The sequence below is a fragment of the Nocardia sp. CS682 genome, from assembly GCF_004634405.1.
GTDB lineage: Bacteria > Actinomycetota > Actinomycetes > Mycobacteriales > Mycobacteriaceae > Nocardia > Nocardia ninae.
On record NZ_CP029710.1, the window covers coordinates 5156594 to 5178790 of the forward strand.

Consider the following 22197-nt stretch of genomic DNA (forward strand, 5'->3'; position numbering starts at 1 on the left):
TGTCCTACTGCTGCCGGTCGGTATTTGCCGACCTGTAACCAAACGAACTGGCTGGTAACACGAGCCTTGTGCACAATGATCGGTATGCCTGATTCCAATCCGGTCAGTGCCTGGAAGTCCTTGCGTGAAGGCAACGACCGTTTCGTCTCCGGTGCGCTGCTGCATCCTAGCCAGGGCGCCAACGACCGAGCCAAGCTCGTCAGCGGCCAGCACCCGTCCGCAATCCTGTTCGGTTGCGGCGACTCCCGAGTCGCCGCCGAGCTGATCTTCGATCAGGGACTCGGTGACATGTTCGTGGTGCGCACCGCGGGCCATGTCGTCGACAGTTCGGTGCTCGGCTCGATCGAGTACGGGGTGCAGGTGCTCGACGTACCGCTCATCGTGGTGCTCGGTCACGACAGCTGCGGCGCGGTGAAGGCCACCATCGACGCGCTCGACGGCGGCGAGGTGCCCGGCGGATTCATCCGCAGCGTGGTCGAGAAGGTCACGCCGTCCATTCTGATCGGCCGCAGGGAGGGCCTGTCCACCGTCGACGAGATGGAGGCCAGGCACGTGGTGGAGACGAGCAGGCTGCTCATGCAGCGATCGATGATCATCTCGCAGCGGGTGGCGACCGGTGAGCTCGCGATCGCCTGTGTCACATACAAGCTCGCCGACGGCCAGGTGAAGTTGCAGCGTGTCGTCGGCAACATCGGCGAGCTCGCCTGAGCCGGGGTCGCCGGAGTTTCCCCTGCGTGCGGGCCGGAATTTACTCGCCACGATCACCTATTCCGGACCGACACGCCGCAGGCATGAGTCGCTGCGCCCGATGGTGCCCTTACCGTTGAGGCGTGCTGGAACCGAATGGACCGCTGCCACCGGAGATCTATTGGCGTCGTCGCGCATTGGCGATCGGCGCCCTGGTCGTCGCGCTGGCGCTGGTCATCTGGCTGGTACTGACGGTCTCCCGCGGCGGCGACTCGCCCGGTGACTCGAAGCCCGTCGCGGCGAGCTCGTCGTCCAGCACGGCGAGCAAGCCCGCGGATGCCTCGACGACGAAGGCCGCGGAGCCGAGCGAATCCGGCACGCCCGCACCGTCGAGTGTCGCCTCGTCCGCGTCGAACGAGCCCGCCGCGGGGACGGGTCAGTGCCCCGATCAGTCGCTGGCCATCAAGATCAGCGTGGATCAGCCGACCTACCGGGTCGGCGAGCAGCCGAACTTCCGGATCGTCATCACCAACATCTCCAGCGTGCAGTGCCAGCGGGACATGAACCTGGCGCAGATCCAGGCCTCGGTGCTCTCGCTGGACGGCCAGCGCCGGTTCTGGACGAGTTCGGACTGTTCGCCCGTGGACGAGTCGAACGCGCGCAACCTGAAACCCGGTGAGCAGGCGCTGTTCACGGTGCGCTGGTCGGGCACCACGTCGCAGCAGGGCTGCGTCGGCGAGCGAGTGCCGGTGCCCGCGGGCGCCTATCAGGTCATCGCGCAGTTCGGTTCGCTGCACAGTTCGCCGGAGCCGTTCAACCTGACCACCACCTGAGCCGCCGCGAATTCGGTTGGCCCCGTTAGAAATCGGGTGCCACATCGGTCGCCTCCTTCGTCGCGCGCCGCTTGCGGGTGCCGGTGATGCGGATGGCCGCGCGCACGTCGGCGACCTCGTGGATCTTCATGCCGCCGCGCTTGAGCGGGGCATAACCCGGCGGCACCAGCGCGGTGGTGAAGCCGAGTCGCTCGGCCTCGGCCAGCCTGCGTTCCAGTCCGGTCACCTTGCGTACCTCGCCGGCCAGCCCGACCTCGCCGAGGATCACCCAGCCCGCCGGAATCGCCACCTCCGAATTGGCGCTGGCGATGGCGAGCGTGATGGCCAGGTCGGCGGCGGGCTCCAGCAGGCGCATGCCGCCGACCGTCGCGGCGTACACATCGGACTTGCCGATGAACACCTTGCCCCGGCTCTGCAGCACGGCGAGCACCATCGCGACCCGGTTGTAGTCGAGGCCGCTGACCGCGCGGCGCGGATTCGGGATCTCGGTCTCCACCGTCAGGCCCTGCACCTCGGCGACCAGCGGCCGCTTGCCGTCCATTGCCACGGTGACCGCGGTGCCAGGCACCGAATCGGTGCGGTGGTGCAGGAACAACCCGGACGGGTCGTCGACGCAGGCGATGCCGTCCTCGTGTAGTTCGAAACAGCCGACCTCGTCGGCGCTGCCGAAGCGGTTCTTGATGCCGCGCACCATGCGCAGCGTCGAGTTCTTGTCGCCCTCGAACTGCAGCACCACGTCGACGAGGTGTTCCAGCGTGCGCGGGCCCGCGACATTGCCGTCCTTGGTGACATGGCCCACCAGCAGCACCGCGATCCCGGTCGCCTTGGCCAGCGAGGTCAGCGCTGCGGTGACCGCGCGCACCTGGGTGACGCCGCCGATCACGCCGTCCACCTCGGGCGCGAGCATGGTCTGCACCGAGTCGACCACCAGCAGCGTCGGCTGCACCTGCTCGACATGCCCGAGCACGATCGACAGATCGGACTCCGCGGCCAGATACACCCGCTCGTGCACCGCGCCGGTCCGGTCGGCCCGCAGCCGCACCTGGCCCGCCGATTCCTCGGCGGTGACGTAGAGCGCCTTCGCGTCGTTCTGTCTTGCCCAGCGGTGCGCGACCTCGAGCAGCAGCGTCGACTTGCCCACGCCGGGCTCGCCGGACAGCAGCACCACCGAGCCGGGCACGACACCGCCGCCGAGCACCCGGTCGAGCTCGCTGACCCCCGTCGACCGCGCCTGGGTGATCTTGGAGTCGATGGTGGAGATCGGGGCGGCGGCGGTACTCGGCAGCATCGCGCGCCGCGCGGGGGAGCCTGCCCCCGTAGCCGCGACGGCGACCTCGTCGACGGTGCCCCACGCCCCGCAGTCGGGGCACTTACCCACCCACTTGGCGACCTCGTGCGTGCAGGCGGAGCACCGGAAGATCGACTTGGTCTTTGCCACACGCGCACCTTACGTACCGCATCCGACAACAAGGCCGCCGTCGGACCCGCGTGGCGGTATGAACGAACGGCTGCCACACCCGAGCGGTGCGGCAGCCGTTTTCGTAAAGGGGGCTAGACGGTCAGTGTCCGCCCTTGTGCTCGACCTCGGCCGGGCCGGAAAGGTCCGACTCGTGCCGCTCGGTGTGCGTGCCCGCGTCGACCGGCACCTGGACCTGGACGGTGCCGTTCTGCTTGAAGTTGAACGCCACGTTGTAGGTGAGGCCAGGGGTGATGTCCCTGGTCAGTCCGGTGATCTCGATCAGGATCGGCTGGGCCGCCGGATCGTCGGTGGCCACGGGGGCGGTGGCGTGGTCGTCGCCGTGCGCGTCCGGCGTGCCTGGCTTGGCCGAGGTCGGCGCCGCGCTGTGCGAGTCGCCCGCCTGCGTCGCGGGCTTGACCGGCTTGGTGGCCGCGACCACGGTCTGCTGCGGGGCCAGCTCGACCTTCGACTTGCCCACGGCCGGGGTGATCTTCACCGTGCCGAGGTCGGAGGTGAGGCTGGTCAACTCGTCGGGCACGGACGGGCTGTTGTTGATGATCGACAGGGCGATGACCGCCTTGCCGCCCTTGGTGTTGGTGTACTCGGTGCCACCGGCGGGATAGACGATGTGCACGTTGCGCAGCGCGATCTTGCCGACGTCGGCGTTGTTGCCGTTGATCGCGGCCACCTGGTCGGCGGTCTGCGAGATCTGGCCCGAGCTACAGCCGGTGAGCGCGATCGCCGCGCCTGCGGCGAGTGCGGCAACCGGCACCATGCGACGTCGCACCTTTTTCAGGGCGGTCACAGCTTTCAGGGCAGTCACGGGTTGTCCCTCCATGTCGACCGGGCTCACTCCGCAAGGGAGAGTAATAACTAGGGAGCGTAGTAGTTCCCGTTGCGGACCGGGAGCCGGGGCTCGCGACGCGCGGGTCGTTGATAACAGATCGGACGAGCGCCGCCGGGATCGCGGACGCACTGCCAGCTCAGGTGGGGGGCCGGGACGGGGACAGTGCGGGGAGTTAACCTGTTCTGGCACAACGTAATGCACACCAGGCGGGTTCTGTCAAGCCCCACGGCTGCCTCGTTGTGGCCCTGACCTGCACAGTTGATCGCGCCGTTACCGAGTCGCATGTTAAACTGTGAACATCGAAAGGGGCACGGGACACATGATTTTTAAGGTCGGAGACACCGTCGTTTACCCCCACCACGGAGCGGCGCTGATCGAAGCTATCGAGACTCGCACCATCAAGGGTGAGCAAAAAGAGTATCTGGTCCTGAAGGTCGCCCAGGGCGATCTGACTGTTCGGGTTCCCGCTGAGAACGCCGAATACGTCGGCGTACGTGACGTCGTCGGCCAGGAGGGTCTCGATCGAGTCTTCCAGGTCCTGCGCGCGCCGCACACGGAGGAGCCGACCAACTGGTCCCGCCGTTACAAGGCCAACCTGGAGAAGCTCGCCTCCGGCGATGTGAACAAGGTGGCTGAGGTCGTCCGCGACCTGTGGCGTCGTGAGCAGGATCGCGGCCTGTCCGCCGGCGAGAAGCGGATGCTCGCCAAGGCCCGTCAGATCCTCGTCGGTGAGCTCGCGCTCGCCGAAGGCACCGATGACGGCAAGGCCGAGACGCTGCTGGACGAGGTCCTCGCCGCGGCTTCCTGACCGTGAACAAACTCGACAACGGTGCTCGTCTCACCGACGGAACCGTCGTTGCTTTGGTGCCTGCCGCCGGTCGTGGCGTGCGCCTGGGTGAAGCCACACCCAAGGCGTTCGTCCCGGTCGGCGGCAGCCCTATGGTCCGGCTCGCCGTCGAAGGCTTGATCGCCTCCGGCGCGGTCGACCGGATCATCGTTATGGTTCCCGCCGAATTCGTCGAGAGCGCCGTTGCCCTGCTGCCGCCCTCGGATTCGGTACACGTGGTCGTCGGCGGCGCCGAACGCATCGACTCGGTGCGGGCAGGCATCGCCGCCGCACCCGAGGCCGCCTTCTACCTCGTACACGATGCGGCGCGCGCCCTGACGCCACCCGAGCTCATCGCCCGGGTCGCCGCCGAGCTGCGCGCCGGACATCTCGCCGTGGTCCCCGCGCTGCCGGTCACCGACACCATCAAGTCCGTCGACGCGGCAGGCGCGGTCACCGGCACCCCGGACCGCGCGCAACTGCGCGCCATCCAGACTCCGCAGGGCTTCGCCGCCGAACTGCTGCGCTCGGCCTATCTGTCCGAGGGCGTCCAGGCCACCGACGACGCCGGGCTCGTCGAACTGCTCGGCACCCAGGTGCACACCATTCCGGGCGACCCCCTGGCTTTCAAGATCACCACCCCGCTCGACCTGGTGCTCGCGCACGCGGTGCTCGACGGCGCCGACTCCCGGCGGGCGGTGGCCCAGTGAGCGAGCGTCAGCGAGCGAACAAGAGACCCAGCCTGGCCATGGCCACGACGGAGCCGAGCGTCAGCGAGGCGGAGTCGTGACCATGCGAGTCGGCATCGGCAGCGATGTGCACCCGATCGAAGCGGGCCGCCCCTGCTGGATGGCGGGCCTGCTCTTCGACGGTGACGACGGCTGCGCCGGACACTCCGACGGCGACGTCGCCGCGCACGCCCTCTGCGACGCGCTGCTGTCGGCGGCCGGGCTCGGCGACGTCGGCGCGGTGTTCGGCACCGGCCGTCCGGAGTGGGCGGGCGTCTCCGGCGCCGCCATGCTGAAGGAAGTGCGCAGGCTGCTCGACGAGGCCGGTTTCGAGATCGTCAACGCGGCGGTCCAGGTGATCGGCAACCGCCCCAAGATCGGACCGCGCCGCGGCGAAGCCCAGCAGGTGCTCGGCGAACTGCTCGACGCGCCGGTCTCGGTCTCCGGCACCACCACCGACGGCCTCGGCCTCACCGGCCGCGGCGAGGGCGTCGCCGCGATAGCGACCGCCCTTCTCCAAGCCTGTCGCTGACCCAGCTCCGACGGATCTGAACCGGGTCCGGATACAGGCCTATCTACCAGCTAGGATCGAACGCCGTGACATTGCGCCTCTTTGACACCGATACGCGGACCATGCGCGACTTCGCGCCCCTGGTCCCCGGCCGCGCGTCGGTGTACCTGTGTGGCGCCACCGTGCAGGGCGCGCCGCACATCGGCCATGTGCGCAGCGGCGTCGCCTTCGACGTGCTGCGCCGCTGGCTGCTCGCGCACGACTACGACGTGTGGTTCATCCGCAATGTCACCGACATCGAAGACAAGATCCTGATCAAGGCCGCCGAGGCGGGCAGGCCGTGGTGGGAGTGGGCGGCCACCTTCGAGCGCGCCTTCGACAACGCCTACGAGACGCTCGGTGTGCTGCCGCCGTCCGCGCAACCGCGGGCCACCGGCCACATCACCCAGATGATCGAGATGATGCAGCGGCTGATCGACCGCGGGCACGCATACCCGTCCGAGGGCAACGTCTACTTCGACGTGCTGAGCTACCCCGACTACGGCAGGTTGTCCGGGCATCGGCTCGAGGACGTGGCCCAGGGCGAGAGCGCGGGCGAAGGCAAGCGCGACCCGCGCGACTTCACCCTGTGGAAGGCCGCCAAGCCGGGCGAGCCCATCTGGCCGTCGCCGTGGGGGCCGGGCAGGCCGGGCTGGCACCTGGAATGCTCCGCGATGGCCGAGTTCTATCTCGGCCCCGAATTCGATATCCATTGCGGCGGTATGGATCTGGTGTTCCCGCACCACGAGAACGAGATCGCCCAATCCAAGTGCGCCGGTGACGGTTTCGCCGGCTACTGGCTGCACAACGGCTGGGTGACCATGGGCGGCGAGAAGATGTCCAAGTCGCTCGGCAACGTGCTCTCGGTACCCAACGTGCTCAAACACGTTCGCGCCGTGGAACTTCGGTTCTACCTCGGCAGCGCGCACTACCGCTCGAAGCTGGAGTACTCGGACAAGGCGCTGCACGATGCCGCCCAGTCCTATCAGCGTATCGAGGCGTTCGTGCACCGCACCGTGGATCGCGCGGGCGAGGTGCCGGTCGGCAAGTGGACCGACGCGTTCGCCGCGGCCATCGACGACGACCTCGCCGTGCCGAAGGCGCTGGCCGAGATCCATCGCGTCGTGCACGAGGGCAACAAGGCGCTCGAAGCGGGCGCGATCGACAGCGCACGGGGCCTGGCCGGACAGGTCCGCGCCATGCTCGGTATCCTCGGTGTCGACCCGCTGGATCCGCACTGGTTCACCCCACGCGACTCGTCGGCGGCACTCGGCGCGCTCGACGTGCTGGTGCGCGCCGAGCTCGACCGCCGTCAACAGGCGCGAGCAGACAAGGATTGGGCGAGCGCCGACGCCGCCCGCGATCGATTGCAGGCAGCCGGAATCGAGGTCACCGACACGCAAAATGGGCCGGAATGGGCCCTTGGCGCTGCGCCGCACACGGGGCCGGACGCGTCACAATCTGGAAAGGCCGGGTAATGGCAGGCAATTCGCAGCGTCGTGGTGCGATTCGTAAGGGCGGCACCAAGAAGGGTGCCGTCGTCGGCTCCGGCGGTAAGCGCAGGCGCGGGCTCGAAGGCCGCGGCGCGACCCCGCCTGCCGAGGCGCGCACCAAGCATCCCGCCGCCAAGCGGGCCGCCGCTGCCGCCAAGGCCGCGGCCAAAGGTGGCGGTGGTCCCCGGGGTAGCGCGGGTCGGGCGGCCGGTCGCAAGGACGACGACAGCCCGGAGATGGTGCTCGGTCGCAACCCGGTGGTCGAATGCTTGCGCGCCGGCGTGCCCGCCTCGGCTCTGTACGTGGCCCTGGGCGCCGAGAACGACGAGCGGCTGACCGAGAGCGTGAAGTTGGCCGCCGACACGGGCATCTCCATTCTCGAGGTGCCGCGCGGTGACCTGGATCGGTTGAGCGCCAACGGTTTGCACCAGGGCGTCGCCCTGCAGGTGCCGCCGTACCGCTACGCCCACCCGGACGACCTGCTCGCCGAGGTCCGCAATACGCCGGAGCCCGCCCTGCTGGTGGCGCTGGACAACATCACCGATCCGCGCAACCTCGGTGCCGTGATCCGCTCGGTGGCCGCCTTCGGTGGCCATGGCGTGCTGATCCCGCAGCGCCGCAGCGCCAGTGTCAGCGCGGTCGCCTGGCGCACCAGCGCCGGTGCCGCCGCCAGGCTGCCCGTCGCGCGGGCCACGAATCTGACTCGCACGCTGAAGGATTGGGCCTCGCAGGGCATCCAGATCGTCGGCCTCGACGCCGGCGGCGACACCACCCTCGACGACTTCGACGGCCGCGAACCCACCGTCATCGTGGTCGGTTCGGAGGGCAAGGGCCTGTCCCGTCTGGTGCGCGAGAACTGCGACTCGATCCTCGGCATCCCGATGGCAGGCCCGGTCGAATCCCTCAACGCCTCGGTCGCCGCGGGCGTCGTCCTCGCCGAGATCGCCCGGCAGCGCAGGGTCTGATCCGCCGCGGGAACGGCGACGCCCGGTCCCGCTCCGCTCGAAATCCGCAGTCGGGCCGATCGGTCGCGTCATGGACGTCGGCCGGTCGACGCGAAGTCGGGCCACGGCATTGGGCGGCAAATGGACTACACCCCCGTAGAATTCGGCGTGTGGTCATACCCAATCAGCCCATCGGGAGTCCGGTCGAGCACCCGAACGCGACGGCGGTGCTGTGGCTCGGCGTCGCGAGTGTGCTCTGCTGTGGCGTGCTCGGGCCGGTGGCATGGGCGATGGGCAAACGCGCGCTGGATCAGATCGAGGAATCCAACGGCGCCTACGGTGGCCGCGTTCAGGTGGTGGTCGGGTACATCCTCGGCATCATCGGCACCGTCTTCATGATCATCTTCGCGCTGCTCTATCTGATGATCCTGCTGGGCGGCAACGCCTAATCGAGGCTCGGCCGTTCGTCCTTGTCGTCCCAGGCCGGCCATTCCTCGCTGACGCTGCCGGTCCACTGGGGTTGCCTGCGTTCCTTGAACGCCGCCATCGCCTCGCCGCCGTCGATGCTCTTGCCGACGTGCTCGTTCAGGTCGGTCTCCAACTGCCCGACCATGGTCGGGCTCATGCCGAGCCCCTCCCACAGCAGGCGCTTGGACATCGCCACCGGCAGCGGCGCGGACCCGTTGGCGATGTCGTGCGCGACGGCCAGTGCCATCGGCAGTACCTCGCCGCCGGGCAGGCAGCCGTTGGCCAGGCCCATCGCCTTGGCCTCGTCACCGTCGAAGGTGCGGCCGGTGAGCATGATGTCGGCGGCGTTGGCCATGCCGACCAACCGGGGCAGCGTCCAGTGCGAGTAGCCGTCGGCGAGCACGCCACGGCGAATCTGATTGAGTCCGTAGACCGCGTCGCGCGCCATGTACCGCAGGTCGCACTGCAGTGCGAGGGCGAGCCCGATGCCCACCGCGTGCCCGTTCACCGCGGCGATCACCGGTTTGCGCACCCGCCACGGCGCTGGCTCGATGGTGGCGCTGACATCGCCGACCCGGCTCGATAGATCCGCGCCCGCGCAGAACGCGGGCGGTGTGCCGGTGATGACGACGGCCCGGATGGCGTCTTCCGCATCGCAGCGGCGCAGTGCGGCACCCAGTTCGGCGGCCATCGTCGGGGTGAAGGCGTTCTGCTGAGCGGGCCGATTGAGCGTGAGCACGGCGATGCCCGCGGAGACATCGACGTGCAGTTCCGAACTCATGCCAGCGATGTTAGTCGAGCCTGGCCCGGACCGACCCGGCCCGGAAAAACCTCACTCAGCCACGCAGTACTTTGCGGCCGATGGCGTACTTGTGCACCTCGGTCGGGCCGTCGTACAGGCGGAAGGCGCGGATGTCGCGGAAGATCATCTCGACCACCGTCTCGTCGCTGATGCCGATGCCGCCGAGCACCTGCACGCACCGGTCGGCCACCTTGAACAGCTCCTCGGAGACGTAGGACTTCGCGATCGAGCTCTCGTGCCGCGCCTTCTCGCCCTGATCCATCAGCCAGCAGGCGTGCCAGATGGTGAGCCTGCACTGATGCAGCGCGATCTCGTTGTCCGCCAACATGAACGACACGCCCTCGTGCTCGCCGATCGGCTTGCCGAAGGCGGTGCGGGTGCGTGCGTGCTCGACGGCGATGCTCTGCGCGCGCTCGGCCGCACCGAGCCAGCGCATGCAGTGGGTGAGCCGGGCCGGGGCCAGCCGCAGCTGGGCGTAGCGCAACGCCTGACCGGCGTCGCCGAGCAGCGCGGACTGCGGCAGGGTGAGGTTGTCGAAGCGGACAACGCCGTGTCCGGCAACGTAATTGCGGTCCATGGTGTTCATGGTGCGTTCGATGACGATGCCCGGCTGATCGCCGTCGGTGAGGAACAGCGTCGGCCCCGCGGGCAGGTGCGGGTTCTCCCCGAGGCGCGCCATGATGATCCACGTCTTGGCGCCGTTGGCCCCGGTGATCAGCCACTTGCGGCCGTTGACGGTGAAGTTCTCGCCGTCGAAGGTGGCGGTGGTGGCCAGCTGCGCCGGGTCCGAGCCCGCGCCGTCGGGTTCGGTCATGGCGAACACCGAGCGGTGCTGTCCGGCGATCATCGGCGCGAGGTGGCGCTCGATCTGTTCCGGGTTCGCCACCTTCGACAGCAGGAACATGTTGCCCTCGTCGGGCGCCGCGCAGTTCATCGCGATCGGCCCGAGGGTGGACCAGCCCGCCGCCTCGTAGAGCACCGCCTGCTCGAGGTGCGAGAGCCCGCGCCCGCCGAGCGCTTCCGGCGCCTGCACGGTGAGCAGCTTCTCCTCGCGCGCCAGCTCCACCAGTTCCTGCCGCAGCTCATCGGTCGGCCCGTGCGCGGTGAGCCGGGGATCCCGCTCGAACGGCACGATCTTGTCGATGACGAACCGGCGCACTCGATCGCGTTCGGCGGCGAGCTCGGCGGGTATCGAGAAGTCGATCATCGTTGGTCACCAATCGTTCGGGGGTGCTTGGGTCGAGCATACGAAACCCCGGTCGAGCGACTGAAGGCACCCGCCCTCAATGGAACGGCAGCCGCTCGCCCGGCCCGTTACCCGAACGTTATGCACCCCGTGCCGCAGATGCGTAGAGATCTGCGGCCATGTTTCGGCCTGTCTGCGCGCCACCCAGCCGAGACCCGCACCGGCTCTCTGGACCTGCACTCCTCGGGGACCTCCGAGGGGGTGTGGATCCCGAGAGGCGTTACGAACGGGGCGGATGCCGTTGGCGGCGCACGCTCAGCGGGCGCGGGCGGCCTGACGACGCCGGGTACCCACTACCCGGCAGCCGAGGTAGAGCAGGAACGAGATCGTGGTGACGAACGTCGACACCGGGACGCCGGGCGCCAGCGACAGCAGAATGCCGCCTACCGCGGCGATCTCGGCGAAGACCACGGCGAGCACGGTGGCCCGCACCGGATCCGCCGTCAGTTGCGCGGCCGCCGCGGCGGGCGTGATCAGCAGGGCGAGCACGAGCAGCGCTCCGACGATCTGCACGCCGAAGGCGGCCGTGATGCCGAGCAGCACCGCGAACACGATCGAGAGGGCGCGCACCGGAACGCCGCGCGCCACCGCCACTTCCGGGTCCGAGCTGGCGAACAGCAACGGCCGGTAGACGATCGCGAGCACGGCCAGCACGCCGACGGTGCAGGCGGCGAGCAGGGTGATCCCGCCGTTGCCCACGCTGACGACCTGCCCGGTCAGCAGTGAGAACTTCGATCCCGCCCGGTCCGGCCCGAGCCACAGGAACAGCACGGACAAACCGAGCCCGAACGACAGCACCACCGCGATCACCGAATCACGTTCGCGGGCACGCGTTCCCAGCAGGCCGAACAACACCGCCGCGACCACCGACCCGGCGATGGCGCCGACGCCCACCCCGATGCCGGCGAGCAGCGCCGCGGCCGCACCGGTCAGCGACAGCTCGCTGGTGCCGTGCACGGCGAACGACATCTGCCTGCTGATGATCAGCGGGCCGATCACCCCGGACAGCAGCCCGAGCAGCGCGGCGGCGAGGACAGCCTGCTGTACGAAGTCGTAGGAGAGCAGGTTCGCGGTGGTACTGAAGTCGAACATCTTGCCGAGCACACCGGACAGCTTGTCGATCACGAGCGGACCTCACGCGAATCCCGTTCGGCGCCGACGATTTCCGGCGCTTCGGCACGGAAGCCGTCGCCTGCGGCACCGTGGCAGTGCGCCCCCGCCGTGCCGAGCGCATCCATCGTGTCGCCGGTTCCGACGACCACAAGTCGGCCGCGCACCCGCAGCACATCGACCTCGGTCTGGTACAGCTCCGACAGCACGGCCGAGGTCATCACCTCATCTGGCGTGCCGATCCGGAACTTGCCGTCCACCAGGTACAGCACCCGATCCACCAGCGGCAGAATCGGATTGATCTCGTGCGTCACGAAAAGCACTGCGGTGTCATGCGTCCGCCTGCGCTGGTCGATCAGATCCGCCACCAGACGCTGGTTGGCCAGATCCAGGCTGAGCAGCGGTTCGTCGCAGAGCAGCACCTTCGGATCGCCGACCAGCGCCTGCGCCACCCGCAGTCGCTGCTGTTCACCGCCGGACATGGTCTCCAGCGGCGCGTGCGCGAACCGCTGCGCGCCGACATCGGCGATGGCGGCCGCGACCGCGCGCTTGCGGTCGGCCCGCGCCCGCAGCCCGAGCCCCCAGCGGTGACCGTCGTAGCCGAGGCCGACCAGGTCGACGCCGCGCAGCTGCACCCCGGCGTCGATCGTCTTCTGTTGCGGCACATAGCCGATATCGGGATTGCCGGTGCGTGCGGGCGCGCCCGCGATCTCGGCGGTGCCCGCGCTGAGCCCGAGCTGGCCGAGCAGCACCTTCAGCAGCGAGGTCTTGCCGGATCCGTTGGGTCCGAGGACCGCGACGAATTCCCCGGGCGCCACGTCGAGCGCCAGGTCCTGCCAGAGTGTGCGGTCGCCGAAGGACAACCGGGCACCGTCGAGCCGGACCGCCGAGGCGCCGTTCGACAGTGCCTGCCGTTGCGTGTATTCGGTCAGCGCGGCCCCCTTGGTCGGTCCGTTACCGCTCAACTCAATGCCGCGGTCAGTGCCTGAGCGTTCTTGGTCTGCCATTGCAGGTAATCGGTGCCTGCGGGCAGGGTTTCGGTCACCTCGACGATCGGCAGACCGTTCGACTGCGCGACCGAGCGCAGCTCCTTGGTGATCTTGTCCTGCGTTTGCACGTTGTAGACCAGCGCGCGAACCTGCTTGCCGGTCAACAGCTCCCGGGTCGCGGCGACCGCGGCGGGGGCGGGATCGGTCTCCTGCTCGATCGCCTCCTGGAACTCGTGCGGCGTCCGATCCGTCACACCGGCGGCGAGCAGCAGGTAGTGCGCGAGCGGCTCGGTCTGCAGTACCGGCGTCTGCGGGTGTTCGGCGGCGAACTTGGTCGCGAGGGCGGTGATCCCGGCCAGTCCGCTCTTGAAGGTGGCCGCGCGCTCGGTGAACGCGCTCGCGGCACCGGGGGCCAGTTCGCCGAGGCTGGTGGCGATCTGGTCGGCGACCGCGGCGACCGTGTTCAGGTCGTAGAAGACGTGCTCGTTCTCATCGGCCTTGTTCGGCCGGGATGCGAACGCGTCGACGGTGCGCTTGTCGCGACCGGCTACCGCCTTCTCGGCGAACTCGTCGTAGCCGCCGCCGTTGTAGACGACCAGGTCGGCGTCGCGCAGCTTGGCGGACTCGACGGCGGAGGTCTCGTGCGAGTGCGGGTCGGCGGCGGGGTCGGTGATGATCGACTCGACCGAGGCGTCCGGTCCGGCGATGGTGGCCGCGATATTGCCCCAGACGTCGGTGGAGGCGATGACGGTCGGCTTACCCGAATCCTTCGCGTCGCTGCCGCAGGCGGTGAGCGCGAGCGTGGCGGTTACCCCGACAGCGACGACGGCGAACCGTCTGGCAAGGCTTGTCTGCATGCTGGGGTACTCCTGTGACGCTCAACAGCTGGTGACGCACTCGAGCGGTGACACGACGCAGCTTAATGGAAATGGTTTCTGTTTCACTTTAGCAACCGCGCGCCGCCGACACGAGCCGGACCCGCCGACACGTCGATCGTCGGCGGGCCCGGTCCGGGAAAAACGGGTGGAAATCGGCTCAGACGAGCGCCTCCACCGGCTGGCCGAGCAACTGGGCGCAGCGCAGCAGGCCGAGGTGGCTGTAGGCCTGCGGGTGGTTGCCGAGCGAGCGCTCGGCAACCGGGTCGTACTCCTCGCTGAGCAGACCGGTCGGCCCCGCCACGTCGACCAGCTGAGCGAACAGCGCCTCGGCGTCCGAACGCTTACCGATCAGCAGGTACGCCTCGACCAGCCAGGCCGCGCAGAGGTGGAAACCACCCTCGCCGCCGGGCAGGCCGTCGTCGTGGTGGTACCGGTAGACCGTTGAGCCACTGCGCAATTCGGCCTCGGTCGCGACGACGGTCGCGGCGAAGCGCGGATCGGACGGATCGATCAGCCCGCTCAACCCGATGTGCAGGGTCGCCGCGTCCAGATCGGTGCCGTCGTAGGCCGCGGTGAACGACTGGACCTCGTCGTTCCAGCCCTTGGACTTCACCTCCTCGGCGATGGTGTCGCGCAGCACCGTCCAGGCCGGGTCGACCTCGCGGGCGAACTTCTGCGCCAGCGTGAGCGCCCGGTCGACGGTCAGCCAGCCCATCACCTTCGAGTACACGTGGTGGCGCGGGTTGCCGCGGATCTCCCAGATGCCGTGGTCGGGTTCCTGCCAGCGCCGCTGCACCGCGGAGACCATGGCGCGCACCAGTTCCCAGTCCGCGTCCGGCAGGGCCTGGGCCGGATCGGTGATGCCCTGCACCTCCCGCGCGTGCGACAGGCTCGCGATGAGATCGACGATCGGGCCGAACACGTCCAGCTGCACCTGCATGTTGGCCGCGTTGCCGACCCGGACCGGGCGCGAACCCGCGTAACCGGGCAGCTGGTCGATCACGGCTTCCGGCGGCAGTGTCTCGCCGTACAGCGTGTACAGCGGGTGCAGGCGCTCGGGGCCGGGCAGCGTCTCCAGCACCCGGTGCACCCAGCCGAGGAAGTCCTCGGCCTCACCGAGCGAGCCGAGCGACACCAGCGCCTGCGCGGTCAGCGACGCGTCGCGCAACCAGCAGTACCGGTAGTCCCAGTTACGCACGCCGCCGATGTCTTCCGGCAGCGACGTGGTGGCCGCGGCCAGGATGGAGCCGGACGGCGCGTGCACCAGCCCGCGCAGGGTCAGCGCCGAGCGCTTCATCAGGTCCGGCTTCAGCGACGGCAGCTGCAACGTACCGGCCCACTGCGACCAGTAGCTCTCCGCCGCCCGCCGCCGCTCCAGCTCGTCGGTCTTGGCCGGCGTGAGATCGGAGGTGCCGCAACGCATTTCCAGCACGATCGGACCCTTCGACGGGTCCACCACGGCGCGCGCCGAGTCGTGTGTGCCGTCGCTGAGGATCTCCCAGGTCAGGCCGGGGGAGCGCAGCACCATCGGATCGTTGGTGCCCAGCACCCGCAGGCCGTTCTCCGAGGCCTCGATGCTCACCGGCACCTGACCGAATTCCGGGCGCGGTGCGAAGGTCACGACGGCCTTGGCGTCACCGGTGATCACCCGGGTCAGGTCGGTGCGGGTGGCGGCCACATCGTGGGGCAGGTAGTCCACCACTTGCAGCTTGGCCCAACGGGTTTCGACCGTCATGGTGCTGTCGATGTAGCGCTGCGAGAGCGGCAGGCCGGGGCGCTCCGGCTCGATGGTGAAGTGCCCGGCCTGCGGTCCGCCGAGCAGATGCGCGAACACCGCGGCCGAATCCGGTTCCGGATGACAGAACCAGGTGACCGTCGCGTCGGGGGTCAGCAGCGCCACCGAGCGCGGGCTGGCCAGCATGGTCAGCCGCTCGATCCGGGGCGCGCTCGCGCCGGCCAGCCAGGTGCGCCGCTCTTCGAGCAGGTAGGCCAGCGCGCAGGACACGTCCTCGGTGCTGTCGACCCGGTGCTTGGCCTGGCTCTCGCCGTCGCCGACCTTGATGCCGAGGTCGGGGCCCGACAGCACGCGGAAGGCCTTCTCGTCGGTCACGTCGTCACCGAAGAACACCGCGGCCGAGGCGGCGGCCTGATGCCGGATGGTGTCGAGCGCGGTGCCCTTGTCGGTCTGCACCACGGCCAGTTCGATGACGGCCTTGCCCTCGGTCACCTGCACGCCGAACCAGCACGCCGGGCCCTGCCGGACCTGCATCAAGGCCCGGTGCCCGATCTCCGGGCTGGCGTTGCGCACGTGCAGCGCGACGCTGGCCGGTTTGATCTCGACGGTGACGCCCGGGTTCTCCGCGGCGACCTGGGTCAGCGCGGTCTGCACCTCTTGGAGCAGTTGTTTGGCGTCGTTGTCGATGGCGTGCACGAAGCCGACGTCGAATTCCGAGCCGTGGCTACCGATCAGTTGCACCTCGACCGGAAGTCTCGACAACGCGGCGAGGTCTCGCAGCGCGCGGCCGGAGATGACCGCGGCGGTAGTGCCGGTCAGCCCGGCGAGCGCGCGTAATGCGCTCACCGATTCCCGGTGCGGAAAGGCCTTCGCCGGGTCGGACACGATGGGCGCAAGCGTCCCGTCATAGTCCGATGCGACCAACAGTCTTGGCACTCGCGCGACCGTCGACAGTGCACGACGAAGTTCCAGTGGCAGATCCTGTGCGCTCACGCATCCAACCTAGTGATCGGAGGAGTTTTTTCATGGGCGGGCAGAACAATACTGGGTTTAATTTGCCGCACCGACGCCCGCCGCTGTGCGTGCGCTGTATCCGATTTTCCGCGACATCGACCCGGCGTGGGTGCCGAGCACGCGAACTCGGGTCCGAGCGGCCCGGAGAGCTCGGTTCGACGCGTGCGCTGCGATCATGCCGAAGCGCTACGGGTCCCCGGTGGTGCGCGCAAAACCCGCGCTACCCGCCCTGGCCGAGCAGACCGGGCGGGCGCGAATTCGGTGCGCCCGCCCGACTCTCGACGTGAATGTGATTTTCCGCACGAATGCGGCGCGCGACCCCGATTTGCCGGGAATGCGCTGGCTGTCCGAGTGCTAGCTGCGGTCGCCGAGCAGAAGGTCGACGGTCAGTTCGAGGCGCTCGGTCACGTCGGTCGCGGAGGCGCGCCGGGTCAGCCAGGCGACCAGGTTCGACAGCCACACATCGCTTATCACCCTCGCGATGGCCAACTGACGCTCGGTGGGTTCGCCGTCGTTCATGGCGCGGGCGAAGACCCGATCCATCACCTTGCCGACCCGATCGACCTCGGCGGCCGCGGACGCGTCGGCGAACATGAACGCACGCGTCATCGCCTCGGTGAGCAACGGGTCGCGCTGCATCATCCGGGTGATCTGGGTGAGCAGCAGGTGCATGCGCTCCTGCGGCGACTGGCCGGCAAGCGGCTTGCGCTTGCCCTCGATCTGCTCGAATTCGCGGGACAGCGCCGACACCAAAAGGTGCACCTTCGAGGGGAAATACCGATATAGCGTCCCGACTGCGACATCGGCGCGTTCGGCCACGGCGCGCATCTGCACCGCGTCGTATCCGCCCTTCGAGGCCAGCGCCAGCGTCGCGTCCAGGATGCGCTTACGCCGTTCCCGCTGCGCGGCCGAACTCAGCTCGTCCTCGCTGAGTGTCGTGACCGTCGCGGTAGCCGGTGCCGCGTTGGAATCGGCCGGCTGCGATCGGGAGGGACTGGCCATTGGTGAGAGTCCTTTCCGGAAACGTCGTTCGTGGATCTGGCCCGAGTATCGGCTCGGCGGTCGTCTCTTGACTTCCGCACAGCTAGGATATTAGAACATGTTCTAGGTGTGGGAGTCACGCCGGGAAGGCGGTACGGAGTGTGACCATCGCCACCACTGACGAGCATAAAGCCGTCCAGGAGTCGATGCGCGGATGGGCCGGTTCGGTGCGTCCAATTGCAACAATGCGAACCGATCCGAGCACCTTCTGGCGCGCATACTGGCCGGGCCTTGCCGATCTCGGCATCTTCCGGGTCGCCGTCGCCGAGGATTCCGGCGGCGCGGGCGGTTCGGTGGCCGATCTCGCCGTGCTGGTCGAGCAGGCCGCGCACGATCTGGTCGGCGGGCCCGTGCTGGCAACAGCATTGGCCAATGTGATCACCGCCGGGCGGCTCGACGAGCAGATGCCGTGCGGGGTTGCGCTCGACTTCGTTGTCGGCGCGGAGGTCAGCGTACCCGCCGCAGCCGATGAACTGTTGCTCACGGGTTCCTGGGATTCGGTGCTCGGTGCGGCGCCGGAAACCGCCGTGCTGCTTCCGGTTTCCACGCCGGACGGGCAGCGCTGGGTGCTGCTGCCGCCGGAGGCCGAAGGGCTTCGGGTGGAACCGCTTTCGCCGCTCGACTTGAGCACGCCGCTGGCCCGGGTGCACTGCGCCGACGTGCGGGTACCGGCCGATCAGGTGTTCGTGTCACCGCACGCGGTGCAGGATCTGCTCGTGGTCCTGGCGGCCGCCGAACTGGCCGGCCTGGCCGGCTGGTGCCTGACGACCGCGGTCGAATACGCGAAGGTCCGTCAGCAATTCGGTCGCAAGATCGGCTCGTTCCAGGCCGTCAAGCACATCTGCGCCTGGATGCTCTGCCGGACCGAACTGATCCGAGCCGTCGCGGCCGACGCCGCGGCCGCCGTGGACGAGGGCGGCGCGGAGCTGCCCATCGCCGCCGCGATCGCCGCGGCCACCGCGCTGGACGCCGCGGTCGATACCGCGAAGGACTGCATCCAGGTGCTGGGTGGCATCGGCTTCACCTGGGAGCACGACGCGCATCTGTACCTGCGCCGGGCGGTGGCGTTGCGCCAGTTGCTCGGTGGGGCGGCGCGCTGGCGGGCCAGGGTCACCGAGCTGACCCGCGCGGGTCAGCGGCGCACCACCGGCGCCGACCGGGTCTTCGCGGCCGAAGGCGTTGCGGCGGTGGACGGCGACAGCGCAGGCGAGTTGGCGGCGGAGGTGGCTCGGATCGCCGCGCTGCCCGCCGACCAGCAGCGCGGTGCCATGGTCGAGGCGGGCCTGGTCATGCCGCACTGGCCGCGCCCGTACGGTCGCGGCGCGGATCCGATGACGGGCCTGTTGATCTCGGAAGAACTGCGGCGGGCCGGACTCGCCGCGCCCGACTTGGCGATCGGCGGCTGGGCCGTCCCCACGCTGTTGCAGCACGGCACCCAGGAGCAGATCGATCGCTTCGCCTGGCCGACGCTGCGCGGCGAGGTGGTCTGGTGTCAGCTGTTCAGCGAGCCGGAGGCCGGGTCGGATCTGGCCGCGTTGCGCACCACCGCCAAGAAGGTGGACGGCGGCTGGGTGCTGCGCGGGCAGAAGGTGTGGACCTCGCTCGGTGATCGGGCGAACTGGGGGATCTGCCTGGCCCGCACCGATCCTGACGCGCCGAAGCATCGCGGCATCGGCTACTTCCTTGTCGACATGGCCGGCGCTGGCCTGCAGGTGCGTCCGCTGGTGCAGATCACCGGCGAGGCGCGGTTCAGCGAGGTGTTCCTCGATGACGTCTTCGTCCCGGACGACCACGTGGTCGGCGCGCTGAACAACGGCTGGAAGATCGCCCGTTCGACGCTGTCGACCGAGCGAGTGGCGATGGGCGGCAACGGGATCGGTCCGGTGCTCGAAGAGCTGATCGCGAAGTCGCCCGCCACCGGGCCTGGCGCGGAACTGGTGAACGACCGGTTGGGCGGATTCGTCGCGGAGGCGATCGGGGGCCTGTTGCTGGAGCAGCGCGCCGCCGTCAAGATGCTGGCGGGCGCCGACCCCGGCGCGCAGAGCAGCGTGCGCAAACTGGTCGGCGTGCGGCATCGCCAGGCGGTCGCGGAATTCGCCGCGGAGACGGCAGGTCCCGCCGGTGCGCAGGACTCCGAAGTGGTAAAAGAATTCCTGCTCACACGCTGTTTATCGATCGCCGGTGGTACCGAACAGATCTTGCTGACCGTGGCCGGTGAGCGAATTCTCGGACTACCCCGCGACACAGACAGCTAGCGACTAGCCCGCCCGCCGCCCCCCATCGAATCGCGGAGCGATACTGAATCGACTGGAGTAATTGTGGATTTCACCAGAGACGAAGGCCAGGACGCGGTGGCCGAGGTCGTCGTGAGTTTATTGGAGCGGGAACCGGCCCGTGACTACGCGTTGTGGCCGAGCCTGGTGGAGAGCGGTCTACTCTCGGTCGCACTGCCGGAGCGATTCGGCGGCGACGGTATGGGCCTGCCCGAGGTATCGGTGCTGCTGACCGAGCTGGCGATGGACGCGGTGGCGGTGCCCGCCCTGCCCACGCTCGGCTTCGGCCTGCTGCCGCTGTTGTCGCTGCTGCCGGACAGTCTCGCCGAGCGGGTGTACCCGGAGGTGGCCAAGGGCGCGGTGCTCACCGCGGCGCTCAGCGAGCCGGCCGCCCCGTTCGCGGTCAAGCCGGAGACGGCCGCCGTTGTCGACGGCGACTCGGTGCGGGTCACCGGCCACAAGGTCGCCGTGCCCTACGGCGAGGAGGCCCGCTGGCTGCTGGTCCCGACGAATTCCGGTATCGCGCTGATCGATTCGGATGCCAAGGGGCTGATCCGGGTACCGTCGCCGGTCTCCGGCGGCATCCCCGAGTGCACCGTGCGGCTGGACCGGGTCTTGATTCCGGCCGAGCAACTGTTGCCCGGCGGGCTCGCGGAGCTGCACCGACTAGCCCTCGCGTCGATCGGCGCCGTCGCGGACGGACTGCTGAAGGGCGCACTCGTGCTCACCGCCGAACACCTGCGTACCCGGCGCCAATTCGGCAGGCCGCTGGCCGAGTTCCAGGCCGTCGCCCAGCAGATCGCCGACCTGTACGTGGTCTCGCGCACCCTGCACGTGGCCGCGGTCTCGGCGAATTGGGCGCTGGCGCAAGACGATTCCAGCCCGCAACATCAGGCCCGGATCGACGACGATCTCGACGTCCTCGCCTACAGCGTGGCCGCCGACCTCCCCGCCGCCATGCAGAAGTGTCACCACCTGCACGGCGGTCTCGGCGTGGACATCACCCACCCGATGCACCGCTACTACTCACAGGCCAAGGACATCGCACGCTGGCTCGGCGGCGCATCGTTCCGACTCGATCGATTGGGGGCCAGATGTTCATCGACCTGACCACCGAGCAACGCCGGCTGCGCGACGAATTACGTTCGTACTTCGCAAGTCTCGTGACGCCCGACGAGGAAGCCGCGATGGCGGTGAACCGGCACGGCGACGCCTACCGCGATGTGGTGCGCCGGATGGGCCGCGACGGCTGGCTCGGCGTCGGCTGGCCCAAGCAGTACGGCGGGCAGGGTTTCGGCCCCGTCGAACAGCAGATCTTCTTCAATGAGGCGGTGCGGGCGGATGTGCCGCTGCCGCTGGTCACCCTGCTGACGGTCGGCCCGACGCTGCAACAGTTCGGCACCGACGCGCAGAAGAAGAAGTTCCTCCCCGGAATCCTGTCCGGCGACATCCATTTCGCCATCGGCTACTCCGAGCCCGAGGCGGGCACGGACCTCGCGTCGCTGCGTACCTCGGCCGTGCGGGACGACTCCGGTGACTGGGTTGTCAATGGGCAGAAGATCTTCACCACCGGCGCACACGAAGCCGACTTCGTCTGGCTGGCCTGCCGCACCGGCTCGGTCGAGTCGCGGCACCGGGGTATCACCATCCTGATCGTGGACACCACCGATCCCGGCTACTCCTGGACGCCGATCATCACCTGCGACGGTGCGCATCACACCAACGCGACCTACTTCGACGACGTGCGGGTGCCCGCGGACATGCTGGTCGGCGAGGAGAACGCGGGCTGGCGACTGATCACCACCCAGCTCAACCACGAGCGGGTCAGCCTCGGTCCGTCCGGCAAGATCGAGCAGCTCTACGACCGGGTGCGCGATTGGGCGCAGCCGCGCGGTGTGCTCGGCGAGACCGATGTGCGGCGCTCGCTCGGCCGCATCCACGCCATGGTCCGGTTGAACGAGCTGTTGAACTGGCAGGTTGCCGCCACCGTGGACGGCGACCAGGCCGGGGTGATCGCCGACGCGTCGGCCACCAAGGTGTTCTCCACCGAATCATTGCAGGAGGCGGGCAGATTGGCGGAGGAGATCGTCGGCCGCTACGGCGATCCCGCCGAGCCCGGCACCGCGGAGCTGCTCACCTGGCTGGACCGGCGGACCAAGCAGAACCTGGTGGTGACCTTCGGCGGCGGCGTCAACGAGGTGATGCGCGAGCTGGTCGCCACGGCCGGGCTGAAGCTGCCGCGAGTACCCAGATAGCCCCAGACATTGCTAGTCG

At 69.0% G+C, this 22197-nt stretch carries 20 protein-coding genes; 11 read left to right on the plus strand and 9 right to left on the minus strand.

The window, feature by feature from the left end:
* Nucleotides 1-84: 84 nt before the first annotated feature.
* Nucleotides 85-708 carry a carbonic anhydrase gene (locus DMB37_RS23270; RefSeq protein WP_107659967.1) on the plus strand — a complete coding sequence of 208 codons (624 nt, stop codon included), beginning with the start codon at nucleotides 85-87 and terminating at the stop codon, nucleotides 706-708.
* A 122-nt stretch (nucleotides 709-830) separates the two neighbouring features.
* On the plus strand, nucleotides 831-1520 hold the full coding sequence (locus DMB37_RS23275; RefSeq protein WP_135234508.1) for a hypothetical protein: 690 nt from the start codon (nucleotides 831-833) through the stop codon (nucleotides 1518-1520).
* A gap of 25 nt (nucleotides 1521-1545) precedes the next feature.
* Here DMB37_RS23275 and radA read toward each other — a convergent pair whose 3' ends face one another.
* Both radA and DMB37_RS23285 read right to left on the minus strand, forming a co-directional pair.
* Nucleotides 1546-2958 carry a DNA repair protein RadA gene (radA, locus tag DMB37_RS23280; protein ID WP_135234509.1) on the minus strand — a complete coding sequence of 471 codons (1413 nt, stop codon included), beginning with the start codon at nucleotides 2956-2958 and terminating at the stop codon, nucleotides 1546-1548.
* A gap of 121 nt (nucleotides 2959-3079) precedes the next feature.
* Nucleotides 3080-3754: a hypothetical protein gene (locus tag DMB37_RS23285; protein ID WP_135234510.1), complete on the minus strand. Its 675-nt coding sequence runs from the start codon at nucleotides 3752-3754 to the stop codon at nucleotides 3080-3082.
* 391 nt (nucleotides 3755-4145) lie between these two features.
* On the opposite strand from DMB37_RS23285, the gene carD reads away from it, so the two are divergent.
* The 6 genes from carD (at nucleotide 4146) to DMB37_RS23315 (ending at nucleotide 8816) form a co-directional block, all read left to right on the plus strand.
* Nucleotides 4146-4634, plus strand: a complete 489-nt coding sequence (carD, locus tag DMB37_RS23290; protein ID WP_011206964.1) for an RNA polymerase-binding transcription factor CarD — start codon at nucleotides 4146-4148, stop codon at nucleotides 4632-4634.
* A 2-nt stretch (nucleotides 4635-4636) separates the two neighbouring features.
* Nucleotides 4637-5362 (plus strand): 2-C-methyl-D-erythritol 4-phosphate cytidylyltransferase, encoded by a 726-nt coding sequence (ispD, locus tag DMB37_RS23295; RefSeq protein WP_135234511.1) that lies wholly within the window; start codon nucleotides 4637-4639, stop codon nucleotides 5360-5362.
* 82 nt (nucleotides 5363-5444) lie between these two features.
* On the plus strand, nucleotides 5445-5912 hold the full coding sequence (ispF, locus tag DMB37_RS23300; RefSeq protein ID WP_135237780.1) for a 2-C-methyl-D-erythritol 2,4-cyclodiphosphate synthase: 468 nt from the start codon (nucleotides 5445-5447) through the stop codon (nucleotides 5910-5912).
* Nucleotides 5913-5977: 65 nt separating this feature from the next.
* A complete protein-coding gene (gene cysS / locus DMB37_RS23305) occupies nucleotides 5978-7408 on the plus strand; it encodes a cysteine--tRNA ligase (protein WP_135234512.1) in 1431 nt (476 codons plus the stop codon).
* The gene (gene rlmB, locus DMB37_RS23310; RefSeq protein WP_135234513.1) at nucleotides 7408-8388 is read left to right on the plus strand and encodes a 23S rRNA (guanosine(2251)-2'-O)-methyltransferase RlmB; all 981 of its coding nucleotides are present in this window, start codon (nucleotides 7408-7410) and stop codon (nucleotides 8386-8388) included. The genes cysS and rlmB overlap by 1 nt, the downstream gene beginning before the upstream one ends.
* Nucleotides 8389-8537: 149 nt before the next feature.
* The gene (locus tag DMB37_RS23315; protein ID WP_135234514.1) at nucleotides 8538-8816 is read left to right on the plus strand and encodes a DUF4190 domain-containing protein; all 279 of its coding nucleotides are present in this window, start codon (nucleotides 8538-8540) and stop codon (nucleotides 8814-8816) included.
* On the opposite strand, the gene DMB37_RS23320 is transcribed toward DMB37_RS23315, so the two are convergent.
* The 7 genes from DMB37_RS23320 to kstR all read right to left on the minus strand — a co-directional run bounded on the left by DMB37_RS23320 (nucleotide 8813) and on the right by kstR (nucleotide 17611).
* The gene (locus tag DMB37_RS23320; protein ID WP_135234515.1) at nucleotides 8813-9616 is read right to left on the minus strand and encodes an enoyl-CoA hydratase/isomerase family protein; all 804 of its coding nucleotides are present in this window, start codon (nucleotides 9614-9616) and stop codon (nucleotides 8813-8815) included. The genes DMB37_RS23315 and DMB37_RS23320 overlap by 4 nt on opposite strands.
* Nucleotides 9617-9671: 55 nt before the next feature.
* Nucleotides 9672-10844: an acyl-CoA dehydrogenase family protein gene (locus tag DMB37_RS23325; protein WP_135234516.1), complete on the minus strand. Its 1173-nt coding sequence runs from the start codon at nucleotides 10842-10844 to the stop codon at nucleotides 9672-9674.
* 294 nt (nucleotides 10845-11138) lie between these two features.
* Nucleotides 11139-11975, minus strand: coding sequence for a metal ABC transporter permease (locus DMB37_RS23330; RefSeq protein WP_135237781.1), 837 nt, complete (start codon nucleotides 11973-11975; stop codon nucleotides 11139-11141).
* Nucleotides 11976-12004: 29 nt separating this feature from the next.
* A complete protein-coding gene (locus tag DMB37_RS23335) occupies nucleotides 12005-12958 on the minus strand; it encodes a metal ABC transporter ATP-binding protein (protein WP_370465185.1) in 954 nt (317 codons plus the stop codon).
* Complete coding sequence (locus DMB37_RS23340) at nucleotides 12955-13839, minus strand: metal ABC transporter solute-binding protein, Zn/Mn family (RefSeq protein ID WP_135234517.1); 885 nt, start codon at nucleotides 13837-13839, stop codon at nucleotides 12955-12957. The genes DMB37_RS23335 and DMB37_RS23340 overlap by 4 nt, the downstream gene beginning before the upstream one ends.
* 178 nt (nucleotides 13840-14017) lie before the next feature.
* Nucleotides 14018-16588 carry a trehalose-phosphatase gene (gene otsB, locus DMB37_RS23345; RefSeq protein ID WP_135234518.1) on the minus strand — a complete coding sequence of 857 codons (2571 nt, stop codon included), beginning with the start codon at nucleotides 16586-16588 and terminating at the stop codon, nucleotides 14018-14020.
* 375 nt (nucleotides 16589-16963) lie between these two features.
* A complete protein-coding gene (kstR, locus tag DMB37_RS23350; RefSeq protein WP_107653867.1) occupies nucleotides 16964-17611 on the minus strand; it encodes a cholesterol catabolism transcriptional regulator KstR in 648 nt (215 codons plus the stop codon).
* A gap of 140 nt (nucleotides 17612-17751) precedes the next feature.
* Between kstR and DMB37_RS23355 the strand changes: the two genes are divergently transcribed.
* From DMB37_RS23355 to DMB37_RS23365, 3 genes are all read left to right on the plus strand, one after another.
* Complete coding sequence (locus DMB37_RS23355; RefSeq protein ID WP_135234519.1) at nucleotides 17752-19905, plus strand: acyl-CoA dehydrogenase; 2154 nt, start codon at nucleotides 17752-17754, stop codon at nucleotides 19903-19905.
* Nucleotides 19906-19968: 63 nt separating this feature from the next.
* Nucleotides 19969-21033, plus strand: a complete 1065-nt coding sequence (locus tag DMB37_RS23360; protein ID WP_135234520.1) for an acyl-CoA dehydrogenase family protein — start codon at nucleotides 19969-19971, stop codon at nucleotides 21031-21033.
* Complete coding sequence (locus tag DMB37_RS23365; RefSeq protein WP_135234521.1) at nucleotides 21018-22178, plus strand: acyl-CoA dehydrogenase family protein; 1161 nt, start codon at nucleotides 21018-21020, stop codon at nucleotides 22176-22178. The genes DMB37_RS23360 and DMB37_RS23365 overlap by 16 nt, the downstream gene beginning before the upstream one ends.
* The last annotated feature ends 19 nt before the right edge of the window (nucleotides 22179-22197 follow it).

What these genes read in the sequence shown, in the direction of transcription:
- rlmB (WP_135234513.1), top strand. Translation starts at nt 7,408, where the DNA reads ATGGCAGGCAATTCGCAGCGTCGTGGTGCGATTCGTAAGGGCGGCACC.
- carD (WP_011206964.1), top strand. Translation starts at nt 4,146, where the DNA reads ATGATTTTTAAGGTCGGAGACACCGTCGTTTACCCCCACCACGGAGCG.
- DMB37_RS23270 (WP_107659967.1), top strand. Translation starts at nt 85, where the DNA reads ATGCCTGATTCCAATCCGGTCAGTGCCTGGAAGTCCTTGCGTGAAGGC.
- DMB37_RS23365 (WP_135234521.1), top strand. Translation starts at nt 21,018, where the DNA reads ATGTTCATCGACCTGACCACCGAGCAACGCCGGCTGCGCGACGAATTA.
- DMB37_RS23340 (WP_135234517.1), bottom strand. Translation starts at nt 13,839, where the DNA reads ATGCAGACAAGCCTTGCCAGACGGTTCGCCGTCGTCGCTGTCGGGGTA.
- kstR (WP_107653867.1), bottom strand. Translation starts at nt 17,611, where the DNA reads ATGGCCAGTCCCTCCCGATCGCAGCCGGCCGATTCCAACGCGGCACCG.
- ispF (WP_135237780.1), top strand. Translation starts at nt 5,445, where the DNA reads ATGCGAGTCGGCATCGGCAGCGATGTGCACCCGATCGAAGCGGGCCGC.
- DMB37_RS23325 (WP_135234516.1), bottom strand. Translation starts at nt 10,844, where the DNA reads ATGATCGACTTCTCGATACCCGCCGAGCTCGCCGCCGAACGCGATCGA.
- DMB37_RS23330 (WP_135237781.1), bottom strand. Translation starts at nt 11,975, where the DNA reads ATGTTCGACTTCAGTACCACCGCGAACCTGCTCTCCTACGACTTCGTA.
- DMB37_RS23320 (WP_135234515.1), bottom strand. Translation starts at nt 9,616, where the DNA reads ATGAGTTCGGAACTGCACGTCGATGTCTCCGCGGGCATCGCCGTGCTC.
- DMB37_RS23285 (WP_135234510.1), bottom strand. Translation starts at nt 3,754, where the DNA reads ATGGTGCCGGTTGCCGCACTCGCCGCAGGCGCGGCGATCGCGCTCACC.